Origin of the sequence: Spirillospora sp. CA-294931 (assembly GCF_050946795.1) — a bacterium.
In the GTDB taxonomy this organism is placed as follows: Bacteria; Actinomycetota; Actinomycetes; order Streptosporangiales; family Streptosporangiaceae; genus Spirillospora.
Map to the genome: position 1 here is coordinate 3,071,317 of NZ_CP192006.1, position 25,489 is coordinate 3,096,805.

Below are 25,489 nucleotides of genomic sequence, written 5' to 3' on the forward strand. Positions count from 1 at the left end.
CACTGGGGGCATGAAGATCGTCACCCTGGCCGAGCGTCCCGACCTCGCCTCGGCCGTCGCCTCCCCGGAGTTCGACGCCTGGCCGCGGTTCCTCAACCACGACCAGAGCACCAAGGGCCTGTGGCGCCGCCTCCTGGACGAGCAGCCGGAATACCAACTCGCGCTGCTCGACGACGACCGCCCCATCGCCCTGGCATCGTCCGCCCCGTTCCACTGGGACGGGGCGGACGACCTGCCCACCCGCGGCGTCGACCACGTCGCCGAGACCTGCTTCTCCGGCCACGCCCCCAACGCCGCCTCCGCCATCTGGATCGTCGTCTCCCGCGACCGCCTGGGCACCGGCCTCAGCCGCGTCATGGTCGAGGCCATGCGCGACACCGCCGCGAACCACGGCCTCCCGGCCCTCTACGCCCCCGTCCGCCCCACCTGGAAACCCCGCTACCCCCTGACCCCGATGGCGGAGTACATCACCTGGCGCAAGGGCGACCTCCCCTTCGACCCCTGGCTCCGCGTCCACGCCCGCCTGGGCGGCACGATGCTCAACGTCTGCGACGAGTCAATGCTGGTCACCGGCACCACCGCCGAATGGGAAGAGTGGACCGACCTCCCCATGCCGTCCGACGGCCGCTACATCGTCCCCGGGGGCCTCGTCCCCGTAGAAGTAGAGAACGGCCAAGGCCGCTACGCCGAACCCAACATCTGGGTCAAACACACCACGAAGCCATGATCACCGACACCTACCTCGCCACCGCCGAGTCGGCCCTGCTCATCCTCGACGACCCCGCCGTGGCCACCAACTGGGACCACCGCAGCGCCCTGGAGGGCTTCACCGTAGGCGGCCTCGCCGAACACCTCGCCGCCCAGATCCACCTGGTCACCGGCCGCCTGGAGACCTCCACCGACCAGCCCCCGATCACCGTCGACGACCACTACGCCCGCGCCCCCTGGGTCAACGCCGACCTGGACGCCGAGGCCAACATCGCCATCCGCGCCCGCTCCGAAGCCGAGGCCCCCGAAGGCCCGGAGTCCCTCGCCCAAAGAACCCGAGCCACCGTAGAAGCCCTCCGCACCACCCTCCCGGCAGAGCCCGAAGACCGTCCCGTATGGCTCCCCTGGGTCGGCTGGTCCCTGACCCTGGGCGACTTCCTCATCACCCGAATGCTGGAACTGGCCGTCCACTCCGACGACCTCGCCTACAGCGTCGCCGCCGAGACCCCACCCCTCCCCACCCAAGCCACCGAGACCGTGACCGCCCTCCTCACCCGCCTGGCCATAAAACGCCACGGCCCCACCGCCGTCCTCCGCGCCCTAACCCGCACCGAACGCGCCCCCACCACCATCGCCGCCATCTGACCAACTCAGGCCAAAACTCGAAGTAATGATCACTGTAAGTACTTATTCGAAGCCTGATAGTGATCAAGCGGTGCTGGTTTCGGCTACGAACAGTGACGATCGGCAACTGATTGCCCTGAGGGCATATCTGGCCAATCACTAAAGACGCACTGGTCACCGGGCAGGAGTACCTTTGTTCGAGTGATCTGGGTCACGTTTTTGCCGTCTTCTCCGCCGAGATTCCTCACGTTACGCTTACGCCGTTTTTATCTGGCTTAACCGTGAGTGGGGTCGTCTGTGAATGGTCGGCGTCGGCTTGGTTGTTCGAGTCCGCTGTTCGAGCGGGCGCTGCGCGCGCGTGCCGTCGCGGTCGTCGTAGCGGGTTCGCTGGCGCTCTCGATGGCCGCGGTGCCGTCCGTGGCCGCCGCCCCCTCACTGTCGGAGACGGCCCCCGAACCCTCGCCCGATGTCGCGGCGTCGATCAAGGCGAGGCAGACCGGTGAGCCGGTCGAGGTCGCCGGGCAGACGACGGAGACGACGAAGCTGAGCGCGATGCCGGACGGGCAGTTCGCGCTGGAGACCTCGCCGGTCCCGGTCCGGGTCAAGCGCGACGGGGTCTTCCGCGACGCCGACCTCACCCTGGAACGCGGCACCAATGGAGCCCTCGCGTCACGCGCGTCCGTGAACGGCGTCTCCTTCGGCCCCGGCGGCGACGACGTGCTCGCGACGATGACCAAGGAAGGTAAGTCCCTCACGCTCACCTGGCCGGGCGCGAAACTCCCGGCGCCGGTCGTCAGCGAGTCGAGCGCCACCTACGTCAACGCGGGCGGAACCGGCATCGACCTCGTGGTGCGGTCGATGCCGACCGGATGGAGCCACGCCGTCGTCGTCCGCACGCCCGAGGCAGCGCGCAACACCGACCTGACCAAGATCGAGTTCGGTGTGCGGGGCTCGGGTGTGCAGTTGAAGGAACTGGCCGGAAGCCGTCTGGCAGCCGTCGATGACGCCGGCAAGGTGGTGTTCGCCGCTCCCGAACCCCTGATGTGGGAGGGCGACACCGCCGGCGACCAGACGTCCACGCTGAAGACCGAGCCCGACTCGGTCGCCGCGGGCCCGGCCCCGCGGGCGGCGGTGAAGCCGATGGCGGTCGAGGTGGAGTCGGGAACGCTTTCCCTGACCCCGGATCCGACGCTGCTGAAGGCGGCCGAGACCAAGTTCCCGATCGTGCTGGACCCGTCCTGGCAGACCTGGAACATGGGCCGCGAGGCCGACGGTGACGGCGAAGGCGACAAGGGCGCGGGCTGGGCGTACGTCGACCGCTCCTTCCCCAACGAGACCTACTGGAAGTCCGACCGGCTTCCCACGGGACGCGAGGTCGAGGACGGCACCGACAAGCGGTCGTTCATCCGGATGGACGCCTCGCTGCTGCACAAGTGGGCGGGCGGAACGCACGTCAAGGTGCACTCCGTGGACGTCACGTTCGACACGCTCCACGCCTGGTCGTGCACGCCCCGGGACGTTCGCCTGTTCAATACCGGCCACGTTTACCACACGACCACCTGGAACTCGCGTCCCGAAGGCGTCATCCCCGACGGTTCAGGCTGGGGCACGAGCTGGTTGTCGACCGCATCGGTGAAGGTGGGCCGTCCCGACTGCGGCGACGCCAACACGGCGAACGACGTGAAGTTCACCGGCGCGAACCTGACACGGCTGATGCAGTGGGCCACCGATCACAAGTGGGACATCTTCACCCTCGGCCTCTATCCCGACGAGAACTACGACGACACCCACACCTGGAAGGTGATGGACGTCGACCCGCGCATGGTCGTGAAGTTCTCCCGGACGCCGAACGCCCCCAAGGACGTCCACCTGACCAACGGGGGGACGACCAAGTACCCGTGCGCGAGCGGCAGTGCGCGTCCCTGGGTCGGGCCGTCCCGGGACAGGACCGCGCGGGCGTTGATCAGCGACTTCGACGGCGACAACGAGGGCGGAGCGCAGGGGCAGCCGCTGCGGGCCGAATACGAGATCGCGCCGTCGGGCAAACCGGCGGAGAGCTGGCTCAAGTACGTCCCGGCCGGTGGCGGGTATCAGAAGGCGGAGCCTGACGGATACCTCCACGCTGGTCACACGATCCTCAAGGGCGACGACGCGCCGACCTCGCCCGACGGCGGCACGACCTGGGCGTGGCGAGTACGAGGCCAGGACGACACGGCCCTGTCCGGCCCTTGGTCGCAGTGGTGCGAGTACACCGTCGACGCCAAACGGCCGAACCAGCCGGGAGTGAGCTCGTCGGAGTATCCCGAGGGAAAGACGTCCGGCTACGACTCGGAGGCACGCAAGTACCTCCCGGGGGCCTTCGCCCTGACACCCGGTGGCTCGGGTGACGTGGTGAAGTTCCACTACAAGTTCTCGGACGGCACCACGGGGACGAAGGCTGTGGCGCTGGGAGCCTCGGCGAGCGTTTCCTGGATGCCGAAGCGCTTCGGGTGGCAGTGGGTCGAGGTCACCTCCTTCGACCGCGCCGGAAACCCCAGCGTGACCAGGAAGTACGAGTTCGGCGTCGAGCAGCCCCCGCGCGACGCCGGCTGGTCGATGGACGAGACCAGCGGAAACGTCGCCCACGCCGTCGGCAGCAGCGGCGCCGCCAACCCCAACGCGAACATGACGTTCGCCGGGGGAGCGGTGATGGGCCAGCCGGGCAACCTCGGTACGGCGGTAACCGCCGACAGGTCGGTACGGCTGAACGGGTCGGGTCAGTACGGCGAGGTTCCTCCGGGAACATCGCCAGACGGCAAGCCGGTTCCCCTGGTCGACACCAGCAAGCGGTTCATGTTCTCGACCTGGGTGAAGCTCGCCTCCACCAGCGGCGACCAGGTCGCCGTCAGCCAGGCGGCGGCCGACGGCAGCGTGTTCGAACTGGGCTGGCTCAGCGGCCGATGGACACTGCGGCACCGCAAGGCGGACGGGACGGTCATTGCGACCGTGATTCGCGACATGGCACAAGCGGGGGACGGCACGCCTTGGACGTCCCATTGGGTGTCGTTGATGGGCGGCTATGACCCACTGAAGAACGAGATCTGGCTGCGCACCCAGGCCGAAGGCAAATCCCAAGCCTGCCTCCCGGATCGTCCATGGGTCTGCACCACCAAGTGGGTCATGACACCGGAGGTCAGAACGACGCCGGTTTCGTGGACCGCTTCGCCGGGGGCCGGAGCGCTCCTGTTCGGCGGCACGTTCACCGGAGGCGGCCGGACGTCGTACTGGAACGGTTGGCTGGACGACTCGCAACTTTGGCCGCTGGCACACCCCGACGAGTCGGTACTCAACGTCATCTATGGCGAATCCGTTCAGGATCGCGAGTTCGCCGGCAAGACGCAACGACTGGTCAACGTGAACTCGGGCCACTGCCTTGACGTGGCAGGCTCCTCCACGGCCAACCAGGCCAACGTCATCCAGTGGACCTGCAACGCTGGCCCTGCCCAGGATTGGCGTTTCACCGACAGCGGTGACGGCTACTACACGTTGACGAACCCGAACAGCGGAAAATGCCTGGATGTCGATGCCACCGACGGGTCAGGTACCTCTGATGGCCGCAACGTGTGGCAGGACGAGTGCAATCAGAACCCAGGGCAGCTGTGGAAACCGGAGAAGAAGGCCAACGGGCACTGGCTCGTCTCCAAACGCAGTGGCAAGTGCCTCGCTGTCGGCGGCGCGGTCGAAAATCCCGGCGGAGACGTCATCCAATGGTCGTGTGGCGACCCGCTGTGGCCCGAGCAACTCTGGAGCATCACTGGCCAGAAGCAGCACGAGCTTGACGGAATCACTTACCGGGTTCTGGGGGCGGCGAGCGGGAAATGCCTCGAGACCGGCGGGGGCCAGACCGGTGACGGCGTCGACGTCATGCAGTGGGCGTGCAACAACGGTGCTTGGCAGGACTGGAAGTTCGTCCACCAAGGCAACGGCTTCTACACGCTCATCAACGTCCACACTCTGAGCGACCCCAAGACGGCCAAGTGTCTGGAAGTCGCGGGTGGAACCGCGACAGCGGGTGCGAAGGTATGGCAGAAGCTCTGCGAACCAGGCGCCGCGCATCAAAGTTGGAAAGTCGCCTCGATAAACGAGGACGGCAGATACGGATATCGCCTCATCGCCCAACACAGCGAGATGGTCCTCCAGCCCAAGGACGGCTCTGCGGCCGACGGGGCACTGATGATCCAGGACACTCCGCAGGAACCGGCCCCCCAGCACCAGGTCTGGAAGCTGGGATGTCTGCCCGACCAGACATGGCGGTGCCCGGAATAGGTACCGGATCTGTTCCTCTCTGCTCGACCAACAGCTTTTCGACTTGCGTGTGACCTCTTGAGTGGATGTGAGACATCAGTGAGCGGTGTGCTGCGAGTGCTCGGCAAAGCACGAGCAACGGTCGTGCTGGTCGCGTTGATGACCTCGTTGGCCCTGCTGGCCGGCGTGGTCGGCGAGGCCGCGGCGGCCGTCCGGCCGAAGCTGTCCGAGGACGGTGAGAAGCGACGTCCGAAGACGCAGCAGACCACTCGCGTCAAGGGGCGCACGCTGAAGGCCGCGCAGGAGAAGTTGCCAGGCCAGGCCGGCACACCTGTTGGGAAGGAACGACCCAAGCCGGTGTGGCCGGAAGCGGCAGAGGCTACGGCAGACCTTTCTCACATCAAGCCGTCGGCTCGTTCGGCTGCGCCCTGGGTGCAGGCGGGGAAACTGCCTGTTTGGCTGACGGAGTCCGCCGCGAGGCCGGGAGAGAGGACGGCTCCTTCGGCTGTGCCGCCGCGAGTCCGAGTGCGGCTTGCCGAGCACAAGACGGCCAAGCAGGCGCGCACTGACGGGCTGATGCTGGCGTTGTCGGCGGAGAGGGACGGTCGGGCCAAGGTCGGGGTCAACTATTCAGACTTCGCATCCGCTCATGGTGGTGACTGGGCGTCCCGACTAAGGCTGGTGAAGTTGCCGGCCTGCGCGCTGACCACGCCGACGAAGACGGAGTGCCAGAAGAGCACGCCTCTGCCGACGGTCAATGACCCGAAGCGGGCCACTCTCGCGGCCGACGTGGATGTGGCCGCCAACGGTGCGCGCAGTGCCGATGCCTCACTGACCATCCTGGCCATTCAGGCGGGAAGCTCGGGCGCGGGCGGCGACTGGGGCGCGACGAACCTGTCGCCCGCGTCGACCTGGAGCGCGGGGAGCAACACCGGTGAGTTCTCCTGGTCGTACCCGGTGCGGATGCCTCCTGTGCCCGGCAACCTGCTTCCCCAGGTCACGATCGGTTACAACTCCGGGGCGGTGGACGGCAAAACCGCGGCCGACAACTCGCAGGCGTCCTGGCTGGGCGACGGTTTCGACTATTGGCCGGGCTTCGTTGAGCGCAAGTACAAGCCGTGCATGGATGACGGGCGGGTCTCCGGGGACCTGTGCTGGGGACGTCAGAACGCCGTCCTCTCGCTGAACGGCCGGTCGACGGAGCTGCTCTACGACTCGGGCACGAAGACCTGGCGTCCCCGAAATGACGACGGGTCCACGGTCGAGCGGCTCACCGGTGCGTCCAATGGGGACGACGACGGCGAGTGGTGGCGGGTCACCACTCTCGAAGGCGTCCAGTACATCTTCGGCAAGGACCGTCCCGATGACTGGTCGTCGGGCAAGGACGAGACGAACTCGGCCTGGACGGTGCCGGTCTTCGGCGACGATTCCGGCGAGCCCTGCCACAAGGACGCATTCAAGGACGCCTGGTGCAACCAGGCATGGCGCTGGAATCTCGACCATGTGATCGACCCGCACAAGAACACGATCACTTACTTCTACGGCAAGGAAACCAACAACTACACCCGCGTTGAGCAGACGTCCGGTGGCACCAAGTACGTCTCCGGCGGTCACCTCACCCGTATCGACTACGGCCAGCGTCAGGGTTCCACCTTCGCGAGCAAGCCGACGGCCCGCGTCAGGTTCGGCCTGGCGGACCGGACCGACATCCCCGACGACCAGATCTGCAAGGACGGCGAGACCTGCGGCTTCAAGCGGGTGTCGCCGACGTTCTTCGACCGCAAGCGCCTGACGAAGATCACCACAAAGCTGCGCAACGATCAGACGGCGGCCGTCGAGGACCCGGGCTACGACCTCGTCGATGTCTACGACTTCGGCCAGACGTACCAGAACGGTGCCCTCTGGCTCCACACCATCGACCAGACCGGTAAGTACGGGACCGACGCCAAGGCTTCGACGGTCACTCTGACCGGCCAACTGATGCCGAACCGGGTCGTCACCGGCCGGAGCGGCACCGGGGTCGACGCACTGCCCGGATACGAACGTCCCCGGTTGGTCGGAGTGAGCAACGGCACCGGGTCGACCACCACGGTCGGATACTCCGACCCCTACGTCACTCCCACTCCACCGGCTGAATGCATCTACTCGGCCGGCAACATGCCCGATCCCAAGTCGAATCCCAAGCGGTGCTTCCCGGTCAAATGGCAGGACCCCAACGGCAAGATCGTCGACGACTGGTACCACAAGTACGTCGCCAGCTACATCATCGAGTCCGACGCGACCGGACAGTCCCGCTCCAAGATCACTGACTACACCTACCTGGGCGGCGCCGCCTGGCGCTACGCCGAGGACGACGGGCTGACCAAGGACAAGTGGCGCCACTGGTCGCAGTGGCGGGGCTACAGCAAGGTGAGGACCGTCGCGGGTGACGGGCAGAACGGCGAGGCCCAGTCGCGCACCGAGACGACCTACGCCCGAGGGATGGACGGGAACTACCAGGGCAAGGGCGTGACGCCGGACAGCGTCTCGATCAACGACTCCAAGAAGCTCCTCGGCACCGCGGGGATCAAGGACACCGACACACTCGCGGGTGCGGTGATCGAGTCCCGCACGTTCAACGGCGCGTTCACCGACGAGGCCGAGACAAGCGCGACGGTTTCGCTGCCGAAGTGGGTCAGCACGGTGTCCCGCACCTTCCGGGACACCAACTCCGACGATGACATCACCGTTCACGGCGGCTGGGTCAAGCCGACCTGGACCAAGGCGCGCAGCCGCAAGGCCGACGGGAACGATCGGTACACCGAGACGTACTACGACTACGACGATCTCGGACGGGCCATCGCCGTTGATGACGAGGGCGACCCCGCCACGGCGAACGACGACACGTGCAGCCGCACCGTTTTCCCCAGTGGCGCCGCCACCGGTGTCGTGATCAGGACGCTGCCGATCCGCGCCCTTTCGGTCTCGGTCGACTGTGACAACGAGACCAGCCACGAGCCAAACCTGGCCGCCGGAGACATGATCTCCGACATCAAGACGATCTATGACAGTGGTTCCTACGGCGACTACCCGACGCTAGGAAACGACCGCCAGATCGAGACAGTCAAAGGCGTCGCCGACGGCAGGTCCACGATGGCCGTCACCACTACCAACGTCCACGACAGGTATGGCCGCGTAACCTCGACCACCCAGCCGGGCGACCCGTCCACGACTGCCGATGACCGCACCACTACCTCGACTTACAACGATGCCCCTGAGGGCTGGCTCAAGTCGTCGCTGGTGAAGTTGCCGCCGGTGAACATGAACGGCACGTCGACCTCGCTCACCACCACGACCGAGTTCAATCCGGCGCGGGGCGTCCCGACCAGAGTGGTCGACCCCAACGGTCGCGATACCGACGCGGAGTACGACGGTCTTGGCCGGATCATCCGCGCATGGTCACCGGACAACTACCGGGAGGGAAGTCCGGATCGGCCTTCGACGACCTACACCTATGCCTTCCCTGCCGATGGCAACCCGGTGTCCATCACCACCAAGACGCTGCGGAAAGCCGATCCGGTCACGTACGACACGTCGGTAGAGATCATGGATGGCCTGCTGCGTCCCAGGCAGACGCAAGTGGAGGCCCCTGGCGGCGGACGCATGGTGTCCGATACCAAGTACGACAGCCGAGGCCTGGTGTTCAAGGCCAACGCCCCGTACCTGATGTCCGGGGCTCCGTCCGGAGTACTGACCAGCGCGGACGACAACCAGATCCCATCGCAGACCATCAGCACCTATGACGGCCTGGGCAGGCCGCTCACCGCCACCCTCTACAACAAGTCCACGAAGAAGTGGACCTCCAGCAACCAGTACCAGGGCGAACGCAGTATCGCGATTCCCCCTGCCGGGGCGATGCCGACCATGAGCATCACTGATGCCCGTGGCCGGGTCGTGGAGTCGCGCCAGTACAAGGGCACGGACCTGTCGGGCGCCTACGTCGCCTCGACCAACTCCTTCGACGCGGCGGGCCGCCCGCACGAAGCACGTGACGCCGCGGGCAACGTGTGGAAGACGAATTATGACGTCCAGGGCCGCCCCGTTACCTCAAGTGACCCCGACAAGGGCACCTCGTCCGTCACCTATGACCATTTCGATCAGGTCGCCACTACCAAGGACGCCCGCGGCACGACGCTGACTCACTCTTACGACAAGCTCGGCCGGCCCATTGAGGTCAAGAACGGCGCGTCGCCACTGACCTCCTACACCTATGACACCGTCCCCTACGCCAAGGGGCTACCTGCCACCGCCACCCGCCATATCGGAGCGGACAGGTATGTCAGTGCGGTAACCGGCTATGACGCGCTTTACCGTGCCATGGGTTCGTCCATCACCATTCCGTCGTCGGAAGGCGCCCTCGCGGGCACCTATTCCACGAACCAGGATTACAACTTCGACGGCACACCTGCGTCCACCGACTACCCGGCCGTCGGGGGCAGTACCGGACTACCGGAAGAGACCGTCAAGACCCACTACAATGCCGACGGCCTCCCTGACTGGACCAATGGACTCGCCACCTATGTCGCCGGCACTAAATACGACTCTCATGGTGAGGTAACCCAGCTCGAATCGGCGGCGGTGGACAACCAGTTCATCTGGCAGACCTTTGATCGGGACGAAGCCACCCAGCGGCTGACCCGGGCCACCGTCAAGCGCCAGACTTCGCCCGCGACATACGACGTCGAGACCAAGTACGGCTACACACCTTCCGGCTCGCTCAACTCGATCCGTACGAACACCGTCGGGAAATTGCCCGACCAGCAATGCTTCACCTACGACTACGCACAACGCCTCACCCAGGCGTGGAGCACCAACGCCACCGACTGCCCCACCGCACCGGCCGCCGACTCGGTCGGCGGCCCGGCCCCCTACTGGACGTCCTACGAATACGACGCCAACGGCGAGAAGACAGGAAACCGCACCAAAGAAGTTCAACACGCTTTCACCGGCGGCCCGGCAACCGACAAGACCCGTACCTACACCTACCCGGCGGCGCTCGGCGACAGCGGAACCAACAGCCCGCACGGGCTGAAGAGCGTCACCGAGACCGAGGGCACCAGCACTCGTACCGACCTCTACACCTACGACCAGGCTGGGAATACCACCACCCGTCCAGGCCAGAAACTGACCTGGGACGCCGAAGGCCATCTGGCCAAGGTCAGCGACACCTCCGACAAGGAGCTGGCCAGCTTCATCTATGACGCCGGCGGCAACCGTCTCATCCGCAAAGACAGCACCGGCAAGACCCTCTACCTGCCCAGCCAGGAACTCAAGCTCTCCACCAACGGAAACCTCAGCGCGGTCCGTTACTACAGCCACGGTGGCGACACCGTCGCCTACCGAACCGGCCGATCCACCGACTCGGTCCAGTTCCTTACACCCGACTACCAGGGCAGTCCCAGCACCACCATTAACGCCGCCGACCAGAACACCTGGAGTCTGCGCCGTTTCGGCCCGTTCGGCAACGAACGCAGCAACGCGATCGGCATCTGGCCGACCGTCATGGACAAGGGCTACGTAGGCGGAACCAAGGACGCCAGCACGGGCCTGACCCACCTGGGCGCCCGAGAATACGACCCGTCCATCGGCCGCTTCATCAGCGTCGACCCCATCTTCGCCGGCGGCGACCCCCAAACCTGGAACGGCTTCGCCTACGCCGCCAACAACCCCGTTGGCAACAGCGACCCTGACGGTCTCCAGTGCCGCTACATGGACGGCATGGTCACCTGCACCGGCGGCGCCAGCGGCCATCCCGACGAGGGCAAGCGCATCAGCGGCACCTCGACCTACAACGGCCCCTCAACCACCGTAGGCGAGGCCGGATACCGTCCCCCGCCCACACCCCCAGCGCCGCCGCCCTGCACCAGCTGGACTTGCAAGTTCAAGAAAAAGGCAGGCGGCTTCGTCAAGAAGCACGCCGCCACGATCGCTGCCACAGCAGTCGGCGTCGGCTGCGGCGTAGCCGTCGGCTGGACAGGCGTAGGTGCAGTCGGCTGCGCCGCAGCGGCAGGAGCCGTCTACGGCGCCGTCAACTATGCCCAGCACACTCCCCAAGACCAATGGAAGGCCGGCGGCTTCCTCACAGCCTCAGCCAAGGGCGCAGCGATAGGCGTAGTCACCCATATCGGTGGCGGCCTGGCTCTCAAGGCAGCCGCCCCCATCGTCAAACGCGTAGCCCCCAAGATAGCCAGCAAGATCCAGGGCTCCGGCGCCCCACGCTCTGGCTCCAAGGCGCCCCCCGCCAAGGCCAAAGCAGCCCCAGCCTCTTCGAAGAAGACCACCTCCGCCGCAGGGGGCGGTTGCAAGGGCAACAGCTTCGTCCCCGGCACGGCCGTTCTCATGGCCAACGGCGCGCCCAAGCCGATCGACAAGATCAAGGTCGGCGACAAGGTCCTGGCCACCGACCCTCAAACCGGTAAGACCAGCCCCCAAACGGTCCTCACCACCTACAGCAGCACCGGAACAAAGGCCCTCGTCCAGGTAACCGTTGACACTGACGGCAAACAGGGCACCAAAACCGGCAAAGTCGTCGCCACCGACGACCACCCCTTCTACCTCCCCACCACCAACCAGTGGGTTGACGCCGGTCAGCTCAAACCGGGCATGTGGCTCCGCACCAGCGCTGGAGCTTACGTTCAGGTTGCCGCCACCAAAACCTGGACCAAGTACACCCGCGCTCATAACCTCAGTGTCGACACAGCTCGCACCTACTATGTGCTCGCAGACAGAACACCGGCGCTCGTTCATAACTGCAACCAACTTGCCCAACGTGCGTCCGAGATTCACTCTGCGGCCGGTAGCCCAAGGGCGATGCAGCACACCACGGTGGCAGTAGTCCGCGCTGAGACGCCCCAAGGAGTGGTCGACGTTGTCGCGGGAAGCGGCCGTGGGCTAAACCGAGCACAAGAGGGGATGTTGCGTCAGGGGGAGATCGCAGCCGAGAATATTCCCGACACCCATGCAGAACAGAACGCGCTGCTCTTTATTAACTCGATGGGTTGGAACCCTATAGCGGGTGCAGCCTCGCGTAGTGTGTGTAGTGAGACCTGCGCACCCTTGATCAGGGCCACGGGTGGGAGGATCACCGGCACAGTCTATCCACGAGAAAGTGGAACGAAGGTTAGGACATTTGAATGGTAGTGGTGGATGAAGCTCTCACCCACTTTCTCCAAAATACAGGAGAGAGGGCACACGTGCTCTTCGCAGCGAGCTGCGTCGAGCGAGGTGCAAGCGTGTTCTTCCTGGCTATAGCAGCTGATGATGCCCGTGCGGGTGATTTGGATACATATCTAGATCTCCTTGAGAGGCTGTGGCGCGGGCCGGAAGTTTCAGATGAAGAGCACATTGTATTTCAGGAGCAGCTCGACGGATTTCCTGAAATGCAGGGAGAGGAGGAACCTCCGGGCATCCTGGCGTTCGCATACGACGCCGTGGCTGCCATGTATTACGCCTATGCATATTTGGTATCTGGCGATCTGTCAAATATCACCTATTGTTCCAATCATATGCTCAATTCGGCTGGCTATATTGATGACGCTACAAAAGGCCACACAAGTCGATATGACGAAGAAATCGCTGCACAGTTGGCTGATGTCGACGCACTATCCAAAGACTTGATGACGATTGACCTTGCTCTTATTAGAGATCGGTCACGTGCCGCTTCGCGAGATCGAATGGAGTCCCTCAGAGAGGTCTTTCAATAGTTGTGGTCACTCCAGTTATATGCAGCGGTGAGTGTGAGATGACCGCGATGAGAGTACTGTGAGAAGAAAAACAACTTACGATGCCCTGAGAGAGGTCCGGCGGCCAGGTTATAGAAATTGCCTCCGCTGAGGCGATCTGTGACCTGATCTCTGATTCCGGCGTTGTGCATGGTTGAAGAATAGGCCGAGCAGGAACTCAAGAGAAGCGGACTCGGTCACCCGAGCCACTTTCGATTGTGGGAGGTAGTTCGTGGTCGATCGGCGTGGTTTCGGTCGGGCTCTGGTGGCCGTGGCTTCAGGTGGGTTGATGATGTCGATGGTTGCGGTGTCGGCGCGGGCGGAGCTCGTCGCTGAGAATCCGACCTACCCGAAGCGGATCGCTGGGTGGTCGATGGATGAGACCAGCGGACGATTCGCGCGGGCAATGGCCAACACTGAGACGGCTAATCCCGCTGCGAACATCAAGCTCTATCGGGGGGTGGTCCTCGGGGAGCCGGGCAATCTGGGGCCGTCGACTGATTATGACCGGGCGCTGCGGTTCAACGGGGACGGGCAGTATGGGGTGGTCAAGCCCGTGGAGGGGGCGGATGGTCGGCTGGTTCCCATAGTGGACACCAGCAAGGCGTTCATGTTCTCAACCTGGGTGAAGCTTGCGTCCACGAGTGGGGAGCAGGTTGCCGTCAGTCAGAGGGCGGCGGACGGCACCGTGTTCGAGATGGGCTGGTTCGGTGACGGGTGGAAGCTGCGGCACCGTAAGGCCGACGGGACCGTCCTGGCCAGTGTGTCGCGGGATATGGCGCAGGCGCCTAACGGGACGCCTTGGACGGAGCATTGGGTTTCGTTGATGGGGGGTTATGACCCGGTCGCGAACGAAATCTGGCTACGTTCCCAGGCCGAAGGGTCGTACCAGCAGTGTGTTCCCAATCAACCGTGGAACTGCCAGACCAAGTGGATCATGCCGTCGGAGATCAAGGCGGTGCCGGTCTCGTGGACGGCGGCGCCGGGGGTTGGGGCTCTGTTGTTCGGTGGGACGTTCACGAGTAGTGGTCGTGGGTCCTACTGGAATGGGTGGATCGACGACTCGCAGTTGTGGCCCATCACTCGACAGGACGAGTCTCTCCTGTACGTCATTTGTCACGAGAGTGTGCCTAAGGCGCCGGGTTCTGATGAGTAAGGCGTTAGGTGCGGCGCATTCGGGTGCGGAGGCCGCGGCGGATTAGGGGGCCTGCGTCGTCCAGGAGGGCGGCGATGGTCGTGAGTTGTTCCAGGGCTGACAGGGCTCGGGCGGAGCCCTGTTGGTCGACGCCCTCGTAGAGTTCCAGGCCGATGAAGGAGGCTGCCACGCCTCGGGCCAGGCCGCCGACGTCGATGAACTCGGCGAGGGGGGAGTCGGTGAGGATTCGGGTTAGGACGTTTTCTAGCTCGGCTACCCAGAGGTCGAGGCAGGCGGCGCTGGCTGAGGCGATCTTGGGGTCCGTTTGAGCGCCGGCCAGCATTTGGGCCAGGATCACCAGGTTTCCGGTGGCTTGTTCGTTGGTGTGCAGGTCGCGGCTGAGGTCGAGTAGCTCGCGCAGCGAGGTCACCGCGGCGAAGCGTTCCTGGTAGTAGGCGACCTGGTCTTGTGAGGACTGGAGGCAGGCCGCGGCCAGGAGGTCGTGGACGCTGCCGAAGTGGTAGAAGACCAGTGCTTGGTTGACGCCTGCGGTCGTGGCGATCGTTCGGGCGGAGGTGCCTGCGATGCCGTGTGTGCGCAGGGTTGTCAACGCGCCCTCGATCAGCTTGGCCCGAGTGTCGCCGCCCAATGTCTCCCCCGCGCCCGATGCCGTCACAGGCGCTGCTCGCGCCGGGACCTTACGTTAGCGCGCCGTCCTGCTGGAAGGCGTGCGCCGTCTCTTGAGCGGTTGCTTAAATTCGAGTAGTCTCCGACTTAAGCGACCGCTCAAGGTGGAGGTTTGACGTGTTCTCGATGGGTGTGGGGCGGAAGGGCGGGGGTGTCAGGGCCGCGTCAGTCGTGGTGGCTGTCGGGCTCGTGGTGATGAGTGGTTGCAGTGTCGACTTCGGGCTGCGTGCGGAGGACGCGGGGGCCGGACGGGCCTCGGCTCCTTCGTCCGAGATCTCTGCTTCGAGCGGCCTTGAGTCGTTGTCGGCGGAGGAGGTCTTGAAGAAGGCCGTCGCCACCTCGTCCGAAGCCACATCGCTGCTGGTCACGGGCTGGGTTGTGAAAAAGAGCGGTGCGGCGGCTTACGTCGACCTCAAGTTCACCCAGCAGGGCGGTATGGGGATAGTGAGAACCGGCGGCAAAGGTGAGCTCGATTTTGTCCGCGTCGGCCAGACCGGGTACTACCGGGGGAACCGCCAATTTTGGGAAGGCTTCATGGGAACCCGAGTCAAGATATATGAGGACAGATATCTCAAATTGACGGGCCGCGAGAATCTCATGCTGGCGCCGGTGATGGAGATGGTCGAGATCCGATCGTTCATATCGCTGATCACCGAATCACTTGGTCCGCTCACCTTGGGGCCGCCGCAGGAGCTCTTCGGGCAGAGCGCCCTCACCCTGAAGTGCGCGGACAAGAAGGGAGAGGTGCACGTCTCGAAGGAAGGGGCGCCTCGCATCATGAAGGTCGGCAATGGCTGGGACGATTCCGTCTATCTTGCGTACGGTGCGCCGGTGACCGTTACTCTGCCGCCCGAGAACAAGATTTTCGCGCCAAAGATCCGCGAGGTCCCCGCTGAAGAGTTGACGCGGGGCGGTGTGTCAGAGGTCGTGCCGACCGGAGCGGATCCGGCTCACCAAGGCTGAGAACGCTCCCGAGTCCAGAGTGAGCTTGGGGCCTTCGGGGTCCTTGGAGTCTCGTACGGCCACCGCGTCGGCCAGACTCGCCAACTCCACGCAGTCCTGGCCGCCCTGGCCGCTGTGGCTGCTCTTGCGCCAGACCGCTGCCGCGAGTTCAACGCAGGAGTCCCCACCCTGTGCGCTGCGCTCGCTCTTGCGCCATTGCATCGAGGCCGTGTCCAGCACCGTCATCGAAGATCCTCCAGGGCACGCATAAGCATCTTGTTGGTCTCGGCGCGGGAAAGTGCCTCGCCCATGACCATATTGAACCGTACACCGGCGTCTCGAACGACGTCTGTGTCGTCGATCAGGTGACTGAAGCCGGGGCCTTCCTGATAGAAGAGCTCACTTCCGTCGCGGAGTGTGAGCATCAGGAAGAGGCCATCGAGGCCGGCGTAGGTCACGACGTCGAATGGGACGATCCGAACCTGAACAGCCAGAGAGTCATGGAAGCTCGCCAAGAACTGGAGTTGTTCACGCATCACTCTTGGGCCTCCGATGGGGCGATGGAGCACCGCTTCGTCGAGAACGAAAAGTGCTTCGGGGGCGTCCTTCTGCTTAAGAGTCTTTTGTCTTTCCATGCGGGCTGCGACCCGGTCCTCTACTGGATCGGATGACCGCCAGGTGCTGATGACGCCACGCGCGTAGTCCTCGGTTTGGAGCAGCCCGGGGACGATTTGTGGGTTGAAGGAGCGAATGCACGAGGCTTGTGCTTCGACCGCTAGGTATTCGGCGAAACCGGGGAGAAGGATACGGCGGTGTTTGTCCTTCTTAACAGCCTTCCAATGGCGGAGGAACTTGCCGTCGGTCTTGAACTGGGTGTCGAGGTCGATGGCGAACTGTTCGGATGGGGCACGTTTGCCTAGTTCGACCTGGCTGATCCATTGGGCGGTGTAGCCCATGGAGGCACCGAGCTGGTTGAGGGAGAGTTCGGCCTGGGTGCGGTGGTGGCGTAGTTCGGCGCCGAAGTGGAGGACCAGGGCGCTGGGCTCGCGATCGTTGTCGGGCTGGGGCATGGGACGTCTCTCGGTTGACGTGGGGGGCGGGCTGCTTGACGCCTCGTTGTCGGCTGTTTGTGGCCGAGAGTAATGCTGTCGCTACAAGATTGGGAGTCAATCCGAAAGAATCTTGAGGATGGGTGGCGATGGGCTCCATGGTGGCGCGGGTGCGGCGGCAGAATCCTTTCATCTTCACGTTGGCGCTCAGGGCGCAGGACGCGGCTGTGGTGCTGGCGAGGGATCTGGTTGCGATGGCGTTCGACGAGTGGGAGTTGGCGGAGATCTCGTATGACGGGCGCATTGTGATTAGTGAGCTGGTCACCAATGCGGTGCGGGCTTGTAAACCGGATGGGGACATTACGGTGCGGGTGTATCTGGAGGAAGGTGATCCGGTTCTTGAGGTGTGGGACGAGAGTCCGTTGTTGCCTGAGTTTCAGGTGGCTGGGGTGGACGATATTCGGGGGCGGGGGCTATTTATCGTTCGCTCGCTGGTGAAGGATCTCGTCGTTCTTCGGGTTAGTGGTGCGCCTGGGAAGGTTGTGCGGGCAGTTATGTCTAGGTGAGCCAGGACGGGACGATCTGAGCCAGTTCCTTTGGGTCGGACGTGGTTCGGATTGTGGTGATGCGGCCGTTGGCGACGGTGAAGGCCATCAGGGCGAGGGGACGGCCGTTGGTGGTGATGAGGACGCCGGGCTGGCCGTTGACCAGGGCGGGGTGGGCCTTGGTGTTCGGGCGGGCGCCGAAGGTGGCCTGGGTGGCGACCTTGTCGGCGCCTCGGATGACGGCCTCGCCCGCGTGCAGTTCGACCTCGGGGGCGAGGACGGCGAGCAGGCCGGCGAGGTCGCCCTGGCCTGCGGCGGCCAGGAAGGCGTCGACGATGCCGCGGGCCGCCGAGTCGGTGGTGGGCGTGCCGAGGCGGATGCGTCCTCGGGCCCGGCTGGCGAGCATCTTGGTGGCGGCGGTGCTCCGGCCGAGGACGGCCGCGATCGTGTCGAACGGCATCGCGAAGACGTCGTGCAGCACGAACGAGACCCGTTCCGCCGGGGTGAGGGCGTCCATGACCACATAGAGGGCGAGGCCGACCGAGTCGGCGAGGACGGCCTCGGCTTCGGGGTCGGGGCCCGAGGTGGTCCAAAGGTCGGGTTCCAGCGGTTGCTCGCCGCGCGTGTGGCGGCGGCGGAGGAGGTCCAGGCAGATCCGTCCGGTCACTGTGGTGAGCCAGCCGCGCAGGTCCTCGATGTCCTCACCGCCGGTGCGGGCCAGGCGGAGCCATGCCTCCTGGACGGCGTCGTCGGCGTCGGCGGGGGAGCCGAGCACCCGGGACGCGATCGCGTGCAGGTAGGGGCGATGGGTCTCGAAGCCGGTGGCCAGGTCGTTCGGTTCGGTCACGGTGCTCCCGGGTGTGGCGGTTGTCCCTAGCAGGACGCGTCGTGCGCGGAAAAGGTAACGGCGTTACCTTTCGCCACTCTGGTTCGTCGTGGTGCCGTCAAGATCCGAAATCAGGAGGAACGATGGCAGCGCGTATCAAGGACCTGTCGAACCAGCCCGACATCAGCAAGGGCATCCAGGAGATCTACAAGGCGGTCGGCGCCGGTGGCGTCCCGCAGGAGACGCTGGAGCTGGTCCACCTGCGGGCCAGCCAGATCAACGGCTGCAGCGCCTGCACCGATGCCGGGGCCACGAGTGCGGCCAAGGCCGGTGTCAGCGTCGAGAAGCTGCACACCGTGGCCGCCTGGCACGAGGACCCGCGTTTCGACGACGCCGAGCGGGCCGCGCTGGCGCTCACCGAGGCCATGACCCGGCTCGCCGACCGGCCGGGCGCGGTCACCGACGAGATCTGGGCCGAGGCCGCCCGGCACTACGACGAGCGGCAGCTCGGGGCGCTGGTGCTGATGGTGTCGATCACTAATTTCTTCAACCGGATCAACACCACGTTCAAGGTGCCCGCCGGGGTTCGCTGGAGCTGAGCCCACGGAGGGGGACCGCCGGGTCCCCCTCCGCCGGTGCTCGTCAGCAGGTCCGTTCGAGGCTCTGGGTGCGGCAGACGCCCTTCGGGGGCTTCTGGCCCGGGCCCAGTTCTCCTGGTGGGATCGGCTTGGGTGGCATCGGGACGGGCTTGCCCTTGTTGGGACAGTCCTTCAGCGAGCGGATCTTGCCGTCCAGGCCGTCGATGTAGTCGCGGCGGCCGTTCTTCCACTTGGACGGGTTGTTGCGGTGGGCCAGATGGCCCTTGTACTTGGCGGAGTTCCGGTCGACGACGATGAACACGTACGGCTTGGAGTTGGACGCCGTCCGGTGGCAGATGCCGACCTTGTCCTTCGGTTTCGCCGCGGCGTCGGCGGCGCCCATCAGCGTGAGCCCGGTCGCCAGGCCGAGTGCGGCGGCCGCGAGGCGGTGAACCCTGATTCCCATGACATCCCCCTGTGCTCTGGGTGACGAACTGATTACTTCACGTAGTATCACGTGGCTTTTCGTGATCAGTCGTCGAGGTCCAGGGTGAAGCCGTGGGCAGCGAGTTCGCTGAGGAACGTCGCCGGGTCGGCCACCTGGTCGAGGTGCCGGACGCCGGACGGGAGTTCGGGGAGGCGGAGCGTCACCAGCGCCGCGGTGAGGCCGGTGGCGCGGCTCTGACGGCGTCCGGCGAACGAGGCCGTGCCCTGGCGGTCGGACGCGGTCACGGCGAAGTCGTCGCCGCCGAGATGGATCTTGGTGAGGGCGGTCAGGAGGGCGTCGCGGACCCTGGGATTGCGCAGCAGGCGGGTGGCGGTGGGGCGGCGGGCTGCCGCGAGCAGTGCGGTCGTCATACGGGAGTCGAGGCAGAGGCCGGTGCTCACGCGCTTGATGCCGAGCGTTTCGGGGAGCGTGTACTGGTCGGAGAAGGGGAACCGGTGGACGGTGCGGATCCCGTATGGGGCGGGGAAGGACGCGCGCCATGAGCCGTCCAGCATGCCCAGGCCGTCCAGTGTCCAGCGGACGGCCTCGGGGCCGTGCCGCTCGCCCGAGCCGAGCAGCGCGGCGATGCGGATCTCGTCCGGGGCCGACCGGTCGGCGCGGTGGCGGGCCAGCAGGTTCGTCACGCCCGGCACCAGGCCGACGCTGAGGACGGCCGTCGCGTTCCGTTCCTCGGCCAGGCCGTGCAGCTTGGCGATCTCGGCGAGCAGGGTGTGCGAGGCGGAGACGTCCACGTAGTGCACGCCCCGTTCCAGGCAGGTCCGTGCCACTCCGGCGTCGGGGGGCTCGGTGCACATGAGGGCCGCGTCGGTGCCCTCAAGGGCTTGGGCCAGGTCGGTTTCGTTTGTGACGTCCACGCGAAGCGGGGTGGTCCCGGGGACGGGGTCCGCCTTGGACGGGGAGCGCCCGGCCACCACGATCTCCGTCCCGGGCGACCAGCGGGCCAGCGCCTCGGCGGCCTCGCGTCCCACGGCTCCGTAACCGCCGAAGACGACGATCCGCTGCATCTGCCCGGCCTTCCCATCATGGTTGCTCCGCCGCGCCCCCACCCTAGGACTCGCACTGGGTGCGGGTCATCGTCGCCCGGGGCGGCTGGCCGGGCGGCAGGACGAGCCGGTAGCAGACCTCCGCCGTGCCGGACGCCTTGTCCTGCGGGCCGTACGCGGCGGCGCTGCGGAAGACGACGTTGACGCCCGAACCGGCGGCGGCGTTCGAGATCACCTGGAGGCCGGGCAGGCGCCGCGCGACCGACTCGACCTCGCCGCTGTCGGGCGCCCGGCGGGCGGCCAGCGCGGTCACGGCGTCCCGGAACCGGTCGGCCTGGAACTCGGCCTCCTGGAGCGCTCCGGTGCGGTCGCGGACGGGCTCGCTCCGCGTGTTCTGGAACCGCAGGAGCACCGTGCCCGCCACGATCAGGACGAGCACGGCGACGGCGGCGACGGCCGCGTTTCGGTGCCTCACTCCGTTCTTATACACCCGTATCGACTGGTCAGAGGCGGCCCGTTCCGGCCACGCGCGCTCCGGGCGGCGGCGGCTTTCATCAACGCCCCCTTAAGCGCGGCATAAACGGCTGTCGCGGGCGGGGGCGGGGTGCCAGGTTTCCTGATGTGGCACTGCGAACCGGCAAGAACAGCGAACCGTACAGCCCCGGCGTGCCGGGGGACGCGGTGCGCCCGGTGACCGTCGCCCGGGCCTTCCGGGCACTGCCCTCGGCGCACCGCGAGATCCTGACCGAGACGGTCTTCCGCGAGCGGTCGGTCAACGAGGCGGCCGTCCGGCTCGGCCTCTCGGTGGACGAGGTGAAGGCCAGGGTGTACCACGCCCTGCGCGCCCTCAGGGTGGCCCTGGACACCCCCGAGCCCGGCCGCTGAGATCGCGGACGATCGCGCGGAAACTGGCGGTCAGGGGGCCGTCGGCGTCCCAGGCCAGGGCCACGCGCAGCGGCTCGACGTCGGTCAGGGGGAGCCAGGTCAGGTCTGGACGCGTGTAGTACCGCGCCATGCTGGACGGCGCGAAGCAGATGGCGACGCCCTCGGCCACCTGTTCCAGCATCTCCTCGATGTTGTCGTTGGTCGGGCCCCAGTTGGGGGACGAGCCGTCCGGCCGGGGGTTGACGGCCCACCAGTCGACCCAGGCGCGGGGCGCGCGCTCGGTCCACATGAGCGGCTCGTCCTTGACGTCCAGGATCGAGAGTTCGCCGCGGCCCGCGAGGCGGTGCCCCGTCGGCAGGCCCACGACGCGGGGCTCGGTGTGGACGATCTCCGACTCCAGGCCGGTGAGGTCGGCGGGGAGCCACACGAACGCCACGTCCACCCGGCCTTCGCGCAGGGCCGCGGCCTCGCCGCCCCAGTCGAAGCGCTTGGGCTCCACCCGGACGCCGGGGTGGCGGCGGCCGAACTCGGCGCGGGCGCGGGTGGTCAGGTCGCCCGCTCCGGTCGCCTCGAAGCCGACCCGCAGGACGCCGGTCTCCGCGCGGCGGTGCCGGTCGGCGGCCGCCGTGACGCGGTCGGCCTGGCGGACGGCGCGGCGGGCCTCGGCGATCACGTCACGGCCCGCCGGGGTAGGGGAGACGCCGCCCGCGTGGCGGTCGAAGAGCCGCACGCGCAGCTCGGACTCAAGCTTCTTGAGCGCGTAGGAGAGGGCGGGCTGGCTCACGTAGAGGGTCTCGGCCGCGCGTCCCAGATTGCCCTCGTCGGCGATCGCGACGAGATAGCGCAGCTGCCGCAGCTCCATGCCGGGATCATAAGCGCTCTTTATCGAGCGAGTGATCCTTTCACTTGGACGTCCGGCGTCCCGTGTCCGCAGACTGAGCGGCATGGAGAACACCACTGAAGCGGCGGGCCGGGTCTGGTTGATCACGGGGGCGTCGTCGGGATTCGGGCGGGCGATCGCGCGGGCCGCGCTGGCCGCCGGCGACACGGTCGTGGCCACGGCCCGCAGGCCCGAGGCGCTGGACGACCTGGTGGCCGCCCACCCCGGCCGCGTGTCGGCCGTCCGGCTGGACGTCACCGACCAGGGCGGGATCGCCGACGTCGTGGCCGACGCCCTGCTGTGGCACGGGCGGATCGACGTGCTGGTCAACAACGCGGGCCGCAGCCAGATCGGCGCGGTGGAGGAGACCACCGACCGCGAGCTGCGCGACCTGATGGACCTGCACCTGTTCGGGCCCGCCGCGCTGACCAGGGCCGTCCTGCCGCACATGCGCAAGCGGGGGACGGGCGCGATCGTGCAGATGAGCAGCATGGGCGGCCAGCTGTCGTTCGCCGGGTTCGGCGCGTACTCGGCGAGCAAGGCGGCGCTCGAAGGGATGTCGGAGGCGCTGGCGCAGGAGGTCGCCCCGTATGGGATCAAGGTGCTGATCGTCGAGCCGGGCGCGTTCCGCACCAGCCTGTTCGGCGGCGCCCTCTACAAGTCGGCCGCCCTGGACGCCTACGCCGGCACGGTCGGGCCCACGCGGACGATGGCGGAGACGTCCGACGGCAGGCAGCCGGGCGACCCGGAGAAGGCCGCCGCCGCGATCCTCGCGGCGCTGGAGGCCGAGGAGACCCCGCTCCGCCTTCCGCTCGGCGACGACGCCGTCGACGCGCTGGTCGCGCACGCCGACGCGCTGCGCAAGGAACTCCTGGAATGGGAGCCCGTCGCCCGCGCCACCGCGTTCGACGAATAAAAGGCTTGCCGTAACGGAACCCGGATGGCACAGTAGGCGTCATACCGAACGAGACCGAGAGGGGCGAGAAAATGCATCACCACCGAATGCGAAGCCACTCCGGTCTCGGGAGCCGCCGTCGAGCGTGAACACCGCGTTCTGACGCCGACCGCCCCCGGACCTTTGGTCTGCGGGCGGTTTCTGTTTTCCCGGAGGGTTGGCCGAGCGGTAAGGCATCGGCTTGCTAAGCCGTGGTCAGGGGTCACCCTGCGCGAGTTCGAATCTCGCACCCTCCGCTCCGGGCGGGAAGGGACGCTGGTGCGTTCGACGGTCTCATAAGCCGTTCCAGGTGGGTTCGATTCCCGCTCCCGCTACGCAATTCCACAATTGAATATTCTCGTCTCCGTGGCGCAGCGGAAAGCGCACCAGGTTGCGGACCTGGGGGCCGCAGGTTCGATTCCTGCCGGAGACACGGCGTTCGTGGTGTAGTGGTCTGCACATCAGGTTGTGGCCCTGAAGGTCCTCGGTTCGATCCCGGGCGATCGCCCTCTCACAGCAGGCGCGCGACGGCCTTCAGGTCGGCGACGAGCGCGGCGTACGCGTCGTCGCGGTCCTTGGAGCGCAGCACCGACGACGGGTGCACGGTCGCGACCACCCGGCCGAAGTCCGGGCTGTCGACCGGCTCGCCCCGCTGCTTGGTGACCCGGAAATCCGGGCCCACCAGCGCCTTGGCGGCGGTCGCGCCCAGCGCCACGACCACGTCCGGGTCGATGACGGCCAGCTCGGCCACCAGCCAGGGGCGGCACGCCTTCACCTCGGTGGCTCCGGGCTTCTCATGGATGCGGCGCTTGCCGCCCTCCGGCCGGGTGAACTTGAAGTGCTTCACGGCGTTGGTCACGTAGGCGTCGCCGCGCTCGATGCCCGCCTCGTCCAGGGCCTTGTCCAGCAGCCGTCCGGCCGGGCCGACGAAGGGCGCGCCCTTGCGGTCCTCCTGGTCGCCGGGCTGCTCGCCGACCAGCACGACCCGTGCGCCCGCCGCTCCCTCGCCGAAGACAGTCTGCGTGGCGTCCTTGTAGAGCGAGCATCCTCGGCAGTCCGCCGCGGCCTTCCTCAGCCCGGACAGGCCGGCGCCCTCCGGGACGTACTCTTCCGCTCCGCCCATGCCGTCGGCCTACCCCCAGGAGCCGGTTTACTCCTCCGCGCCGGCCTCGCGCGGTCCGGGCCGCCGGCCGCGTGGGTGATCGCGGCGTCCCGGCCGGGCGCTCACCGGGGTGAGGGGCGGGCCTCGATCGCGCGGTGCACGGCCACCATGTCCTCGGCGCCGAAACCGGCGGCGTCGGTCTCGCGGAACAGTTCGCGGCAGACGTCCATCAGCGGCGCCGGGATGCCCGCCGCCCGCGCCGCCTCGACGACCAGATCGGCGTTCTTGAACACGTCGAAGATGGCGGCCTCCACGCTGAAGTCGCCGGTCAGAAGCTTGCCCGCCTTCCGGGTCGAGACCCGGCTGGCCATGGGGCCCGCGTCGACGATGTCCACGAACAGCGCCGGGTCGAGGCCATGGCGGTCGGCGAAGTGGTACGCCTCGGTCAGGCCCGTCACCATCGTGATGAGGAAGGTGTTGACGGCGAGCTTCATCAGCAGGGCGCCGGGAACCGGGCCGCAGTCGACGCTCCGGGAGCACAGCGGCGCCAGCACCGGCCGCACCCGCTCGACGTCGCCGGGGTCGCCCGCCAGCATCACCACCAGGTCGCCGGTCTCGGCGGGGCCGCGGGAGCCCGACACCGGCGCCTCGACGTAGCGGCCCCCGGCCGCGGTGATGTCGGCGCGCAGCCGGTCGGAGTACGGCGGCGACACCGTCCCCATATGGACGATGGTCCGGTCGCGGACCCGGTCGGCGAAGGCGTCGCCGTGGCGGTCGAGCACGGTGTCCACGGACGCCTCCGTGGCGAGCATCAGGATCACCGTGTCGGCACAGGCGAACAGGTCGGCGGGGCTGTCGGCGACCTTGGCGCCGAGGTCCCGCAACGTGTCGGTCTTGGCCGGGGTGCGGTTCCACACGACGAGATCGGTTCCCGCCCGCGCGAGGTTGCTCGCCATGGGCAGCCCCATGACGCCCAGCCCGGCGAATCCCACGACGGTGTTCTCGGTTTGCATCGGCGCTCCTTTGCGACCGGCGGACCACGATACTATGACAGTCGTC

Annotated in this window: 21 protein-coding genes and 4 tRNA genes; 15 read left to right on the forward strand and 10 right to left on the reverse strand. The window is 66.7% G+C overall.

Translation table 11 applies throughout. From position 1 onward, the window contains the following. The first annotated feature begins 10 nt into the window (after positions 1-10). From ACQPY4_RS13680 to ACQPY4_RS13705, 6 genes are all read left to right on the forward strand, one after another. On the forward strand, positions 11-727 hold the full coding sequence (locus ACQPY4_RS13680; RefSeq protein WP_433336139.1) for a hypothetical protein: 717 nt from the start codon (positions 11-13) through the stop codon (positions 725-727). Continuing rightward, the gene (locus ACQPY4_RS13685; RefSeq protein ID WP_433336141.1) at positions 724-1,353 is read left to right on the forward strand and encodes a maleylpyruvate isomerase N-terminal domain-containing protein; all 630 of its coding nucleotides are present in this window, start codon (positions 724-726) and stop codon (positions 1,351-1,353) included. Before ACQPY4_RS13680 ends, ACQPY4_RS13685 begins: the two co-directional genes overlap by 4 nt. A 276-nt stretch (positions 1,354-1,629) precedes the next feature. Continuing rightward, positions 1,630-5,637: an RICIN domain-containing protein gene (locus ACQPY4_RS13690; RefSeq protein WP_433336143.1), complete on the forward strand. Its 4,008-nt coding sequence runs from the start codon at positions 1,630-1,632 to the stop codon at positions 5,635-5,637. A gap of 78 nt (positions 5,638-5,715) precedes the next feature. Next, entirely contained in the window at positions 5,716-12,795 is a 7,080-nt protein-coding gene (locus tag ACQPY4_RS13695) for a polymorphic toxin-type HINT domain-containing protein (RefSeq protein ID WP_433336145.1), read from the forward strand. Positions 12,796-12,887: 92 nt separating this feature from the next. After that, the gene (locus tag ACQPY4_RS13700; RefSeq protein WP_433336147.1) at positions 12,888-13,358 is read left to right on the forward strand and encodes a hypothetical protein; all 471 of its coding nucleotides are present in this window, start codon (positions 12,888-12,890) and stop codon (positions 13,356-13,358) included. A gap of 250 nt (positions 13,359-13,608) precedes the next feature. Next, positions 13,609-14,532 (forward strand): hypothetical protein, encoded by a 924-nt coding sequence (locus tag ACQPY4_RS13705; protein WP_433336149.1) that lies wholly within the window; start codon positions 13,609-13,611, stop codon positions 14,530-14,532. A 4-nt stretch (positions 14,533-14,536) separates the two neighbouring features. Here ACQPY4_RS13705 and ACQPY4_RS13710 read toward each other — a convergent pair whose 3' ends face one another. Further along, positions 14,537-15,187 carry a TetR/AcrR family transcriptional regulator gene (locus ACQPY4_RS13710; RefSeq protein WP_433336151.1) on the reverse strand — a complete coding sequence of 217 codons (651 nt, stop codon included), beginning with the start codon at positions 15,185-15,187 and terminating at the stop codon, positions 14,537-14,539. Between the two features lie 128 nt (positions 15,188-15,315). Here ACQPY4_RS13710 and ACQPY4_RS13715 point away from each other — a divergent pair, with 128 nt between their 5' ends. Beyond that, entirely contained in the window at positions 15,316-16,161 is an 846-nt protein-coding gene (locus ACQPY4_RS13715) for a hypothetical protein (protein WP_433336153.1), read from the forward strand. Here ACQPY4_RS13715 and ACQPY4_RS13720 read toward each other — a convergent pair. Both ACQPY4_RS13720 and ACQPY4_RS13725 read right to left on the reverse strand, forming a co-directional pair. Beyond that, the gene (locus ACQPY4_RS13720) at positions 16,117-16,386 is read right to left on the reverse strand and encodes a DUF397 domain-containing protein (protein ID WP_433336155.1); all 270 of its coding nucleotides are present in this window, start codon (positions 16,384-16,386) and stop codon (positions 16,117-16,119) included. The genes ACQPY4_RS13715 and ACQPY4_RS13720 overlap by 45 nt on opposite strands. Further along, complete coding sequence (locus ACQPY4_RS13725) at positions 16,383-17,210, reverse strand: helix-turn-helix domain-containing protein (protein WP_433336157.1); 828 nt, start codon at positions 17,208-17,210, stop codon at positions 16,383-16,385. Before ACQPY4_RS13725 ends, ACQPY4_RS13720 begins: the two co-directional genes overlap by 4 nt. 128 nt (positions 17,211-17,338) lie before the next feature. On the opposite strand from ACQPY4_RS13725, the gene ACQPY4_RS13730 reads away from it, so the two are divergent. After that, entirely contained in the window at positions 17,339-17,755 is a 417-nt protein-coding gene (locus ACQPY4_RS13730) for an ATP-binding protein (RefSeq protein ID WP_433336159.1), read from the forward strand. Here the strand turns inward: ACQPY4_RS13730 and ACQPY4_RS13735 are convergent. Continuing rightward, entirely contained in the window at positions 17,748-18,581 is an 834-nt protein-coding gene (locus tag ACQPY4_RS13735) for a sigma-70 family RNA polymerase sigma factor (RefSeq protein ID WP_433336161.1), read from the reverse strand. The genes ACQPY4_RS13730 and ACQPY4_RS13735 overlap by 8 nt on opposite strands. 122 nt (positions 18,582-18,703) lie before the next feature. On the opposite strand from ACQPY4_RS13735, the gene ACQPY4_RS13740 reads away from it, so the two are divergent. Next, positions 18,704-19,159 (forward strand): carboxymuconolactone decarboxylase family protein, encoded by a 456-nt coding sequence (locus ACQPY4_RS13740; protein WP_433336163.1) that lies wholly within the window; start codon positions 18,704-18,706, stop codon positions 19,157-19,159. Between the two features lie 43 nt (positions 19,160-19,202). Here ACQPY4_RS13740 and ACQPY4_RS13745 read toward each other — a convergent pair whose 3' ends face one another. From ACQPY4_RS13745 to ACQPY4_RS13755, 3 genes are all read right to left on the reverse strand, one after another. Then, a complete protein-coding gene (locus ACQPY4_RS13745; RefSeq protein ID WP_433336165.1) occupies positions 19,203-19,604 on the reverse strand; it encodes a hypothetical protein in 402 nt (133 codons plus the stop codon). Positions 19,605-19,669: 65 nt separating this feature from the next. Further along, on the reverse strand, positions 19,670-20,650 hold the full coding sequence (locus ACQPY4_RS13750; RefSeq protein ID WP_433336167.1) for a saccharopine dehydrogenase NADP-binding domain-containing protein: 981 nt from the start codon (positions 20,648-20,650) through the stop codon (positions 19,670-19,672). A 43-nt stretch (positions 20,651-20,693) separates the two neighbouring features. Continuing rightward, complete coding sequence (locus ACQPY4_RS13755) at positions 20,694-21,104, reverse strand: hypothetical protein (protein ID WP_433336169.1); 411 nt, start codon at positions 21,102-21,104, stop codon at positions 20,694-20,696. 146 nt (positions 21,105-21,250) lie between these two features. Here ACQPY4_RS13755 and ACQPY4_RS13760 point away from each other — a divergent pair, with 146 nt between their 5' ends. Further along, the gene (locus ACQPY4_RS13760; protein WP_433336171.1) at positions 21,251-21,514 is read left to right on the forward strand and encodes a sigma factor-like helix-turn-helix DNA-binding protein; all 264 of its coding nucleotides are present in this window, start codon (positions 21,251-21,253) and stop codon (positions 21,512-21,514) included. Here ACQPY4_RS13760 and ACQPY4_RS13765 read toward each other — a convergent pair. Then, entirely contained in the window at positions 21,477-22,376 is a 900-nt protein-coding gene (locus ACQPY4_RS13765; RefSeq protein ID WP_433336173.1) for a LysR family transcriptional regulator, read from the reverse strand. The genes ACQPY4_RS13760 and ACQPY4_RS13765 overlap by 38 nt on opposite strands. A gap of 82 nt (positions 22,377-22,458) precedes the next feature. On the opposite strand from ACQPY4_RS13765, the gene ACQPY4_RS13770 reads away from it, so the two are divergent. The 5 genes from ACQPY4_RS13770 to ACQPY4_RS13790 all read left to right on the forward strand — a co-directional run bounded on the left by ACQPY4_RS13770 (position 22,459) and on the right by ACQPY4_RS13790 (position 23,837). Then, positions 22,459-23,310 carry an oxidoreductase gene (locus ACQPY4_RS13770; protein ID WP_433336175.1) on the forward strand — a complete coding sequence of 284 codons (852 nt, stop codon included), beginning with the start codon at positions 22,459-22,461 and terminating at the stop codon, positions 23,308-23,310. 190 nt (positions 23,311-23,500) lie between these two features. Beyond that, positions 23,501-23,585, forward strand: a tRNA-Ser gene (locus ACQPY4_RS13775). A gap of 5 nt (positions 23,586-23,590) precedes the next feature. Then, positions 23,591-23,663 (forward strand) — tRNA-Met (locus ACQPY4_RS13780). A 25-nt stretch (positions 23,664-23,688) separates the two neighbouring features. Further along, positions 23,689-23,761 (forward strand) — tRNA-Arg (locus ACQPY4_RS13785). Between the two features lies 1 nt (position 23,762). Continuing rightward, positions 23,763-23,837, forward strand: a tRNA-His gene (locus ACQPY4_RS13790). Positions 23,838-23,839: 2 nt separating this feature from the next. On the opposite strand, the gene ACQPY4_RS13795 is transcribed toward ACQPY4_RS13790, so the two are convergent. Continuing rightward, positions 23,840-24,451, reverse strand: coding sequence for a UdgX family uracil-DNA binding protein (locus ACQPY4_RS13795; protein ID WP_433336177.1), 612 nt, complete (start codon positions 24,449-24,451; stop codon positions 23,840-23,842). Positions 24,452-24,552: 101 nt separating this feature from the next. Beyond that, positions 24,553-25,443 carry an NAD(P)-dependent oxidoreductase gene (locus ACQPY4_RS13800; RefSeq protein ID WP_433336179.1) on the reverse strand — a complete coding sequence of 297 codons (891 nt, stop codon included), beginning with the start codon at positions 25,441-25,443 and terminating at the stop codon, positions 24,553-24,555. Positions 25,444-25,489 lie beyond the last annotated feature (46 nt).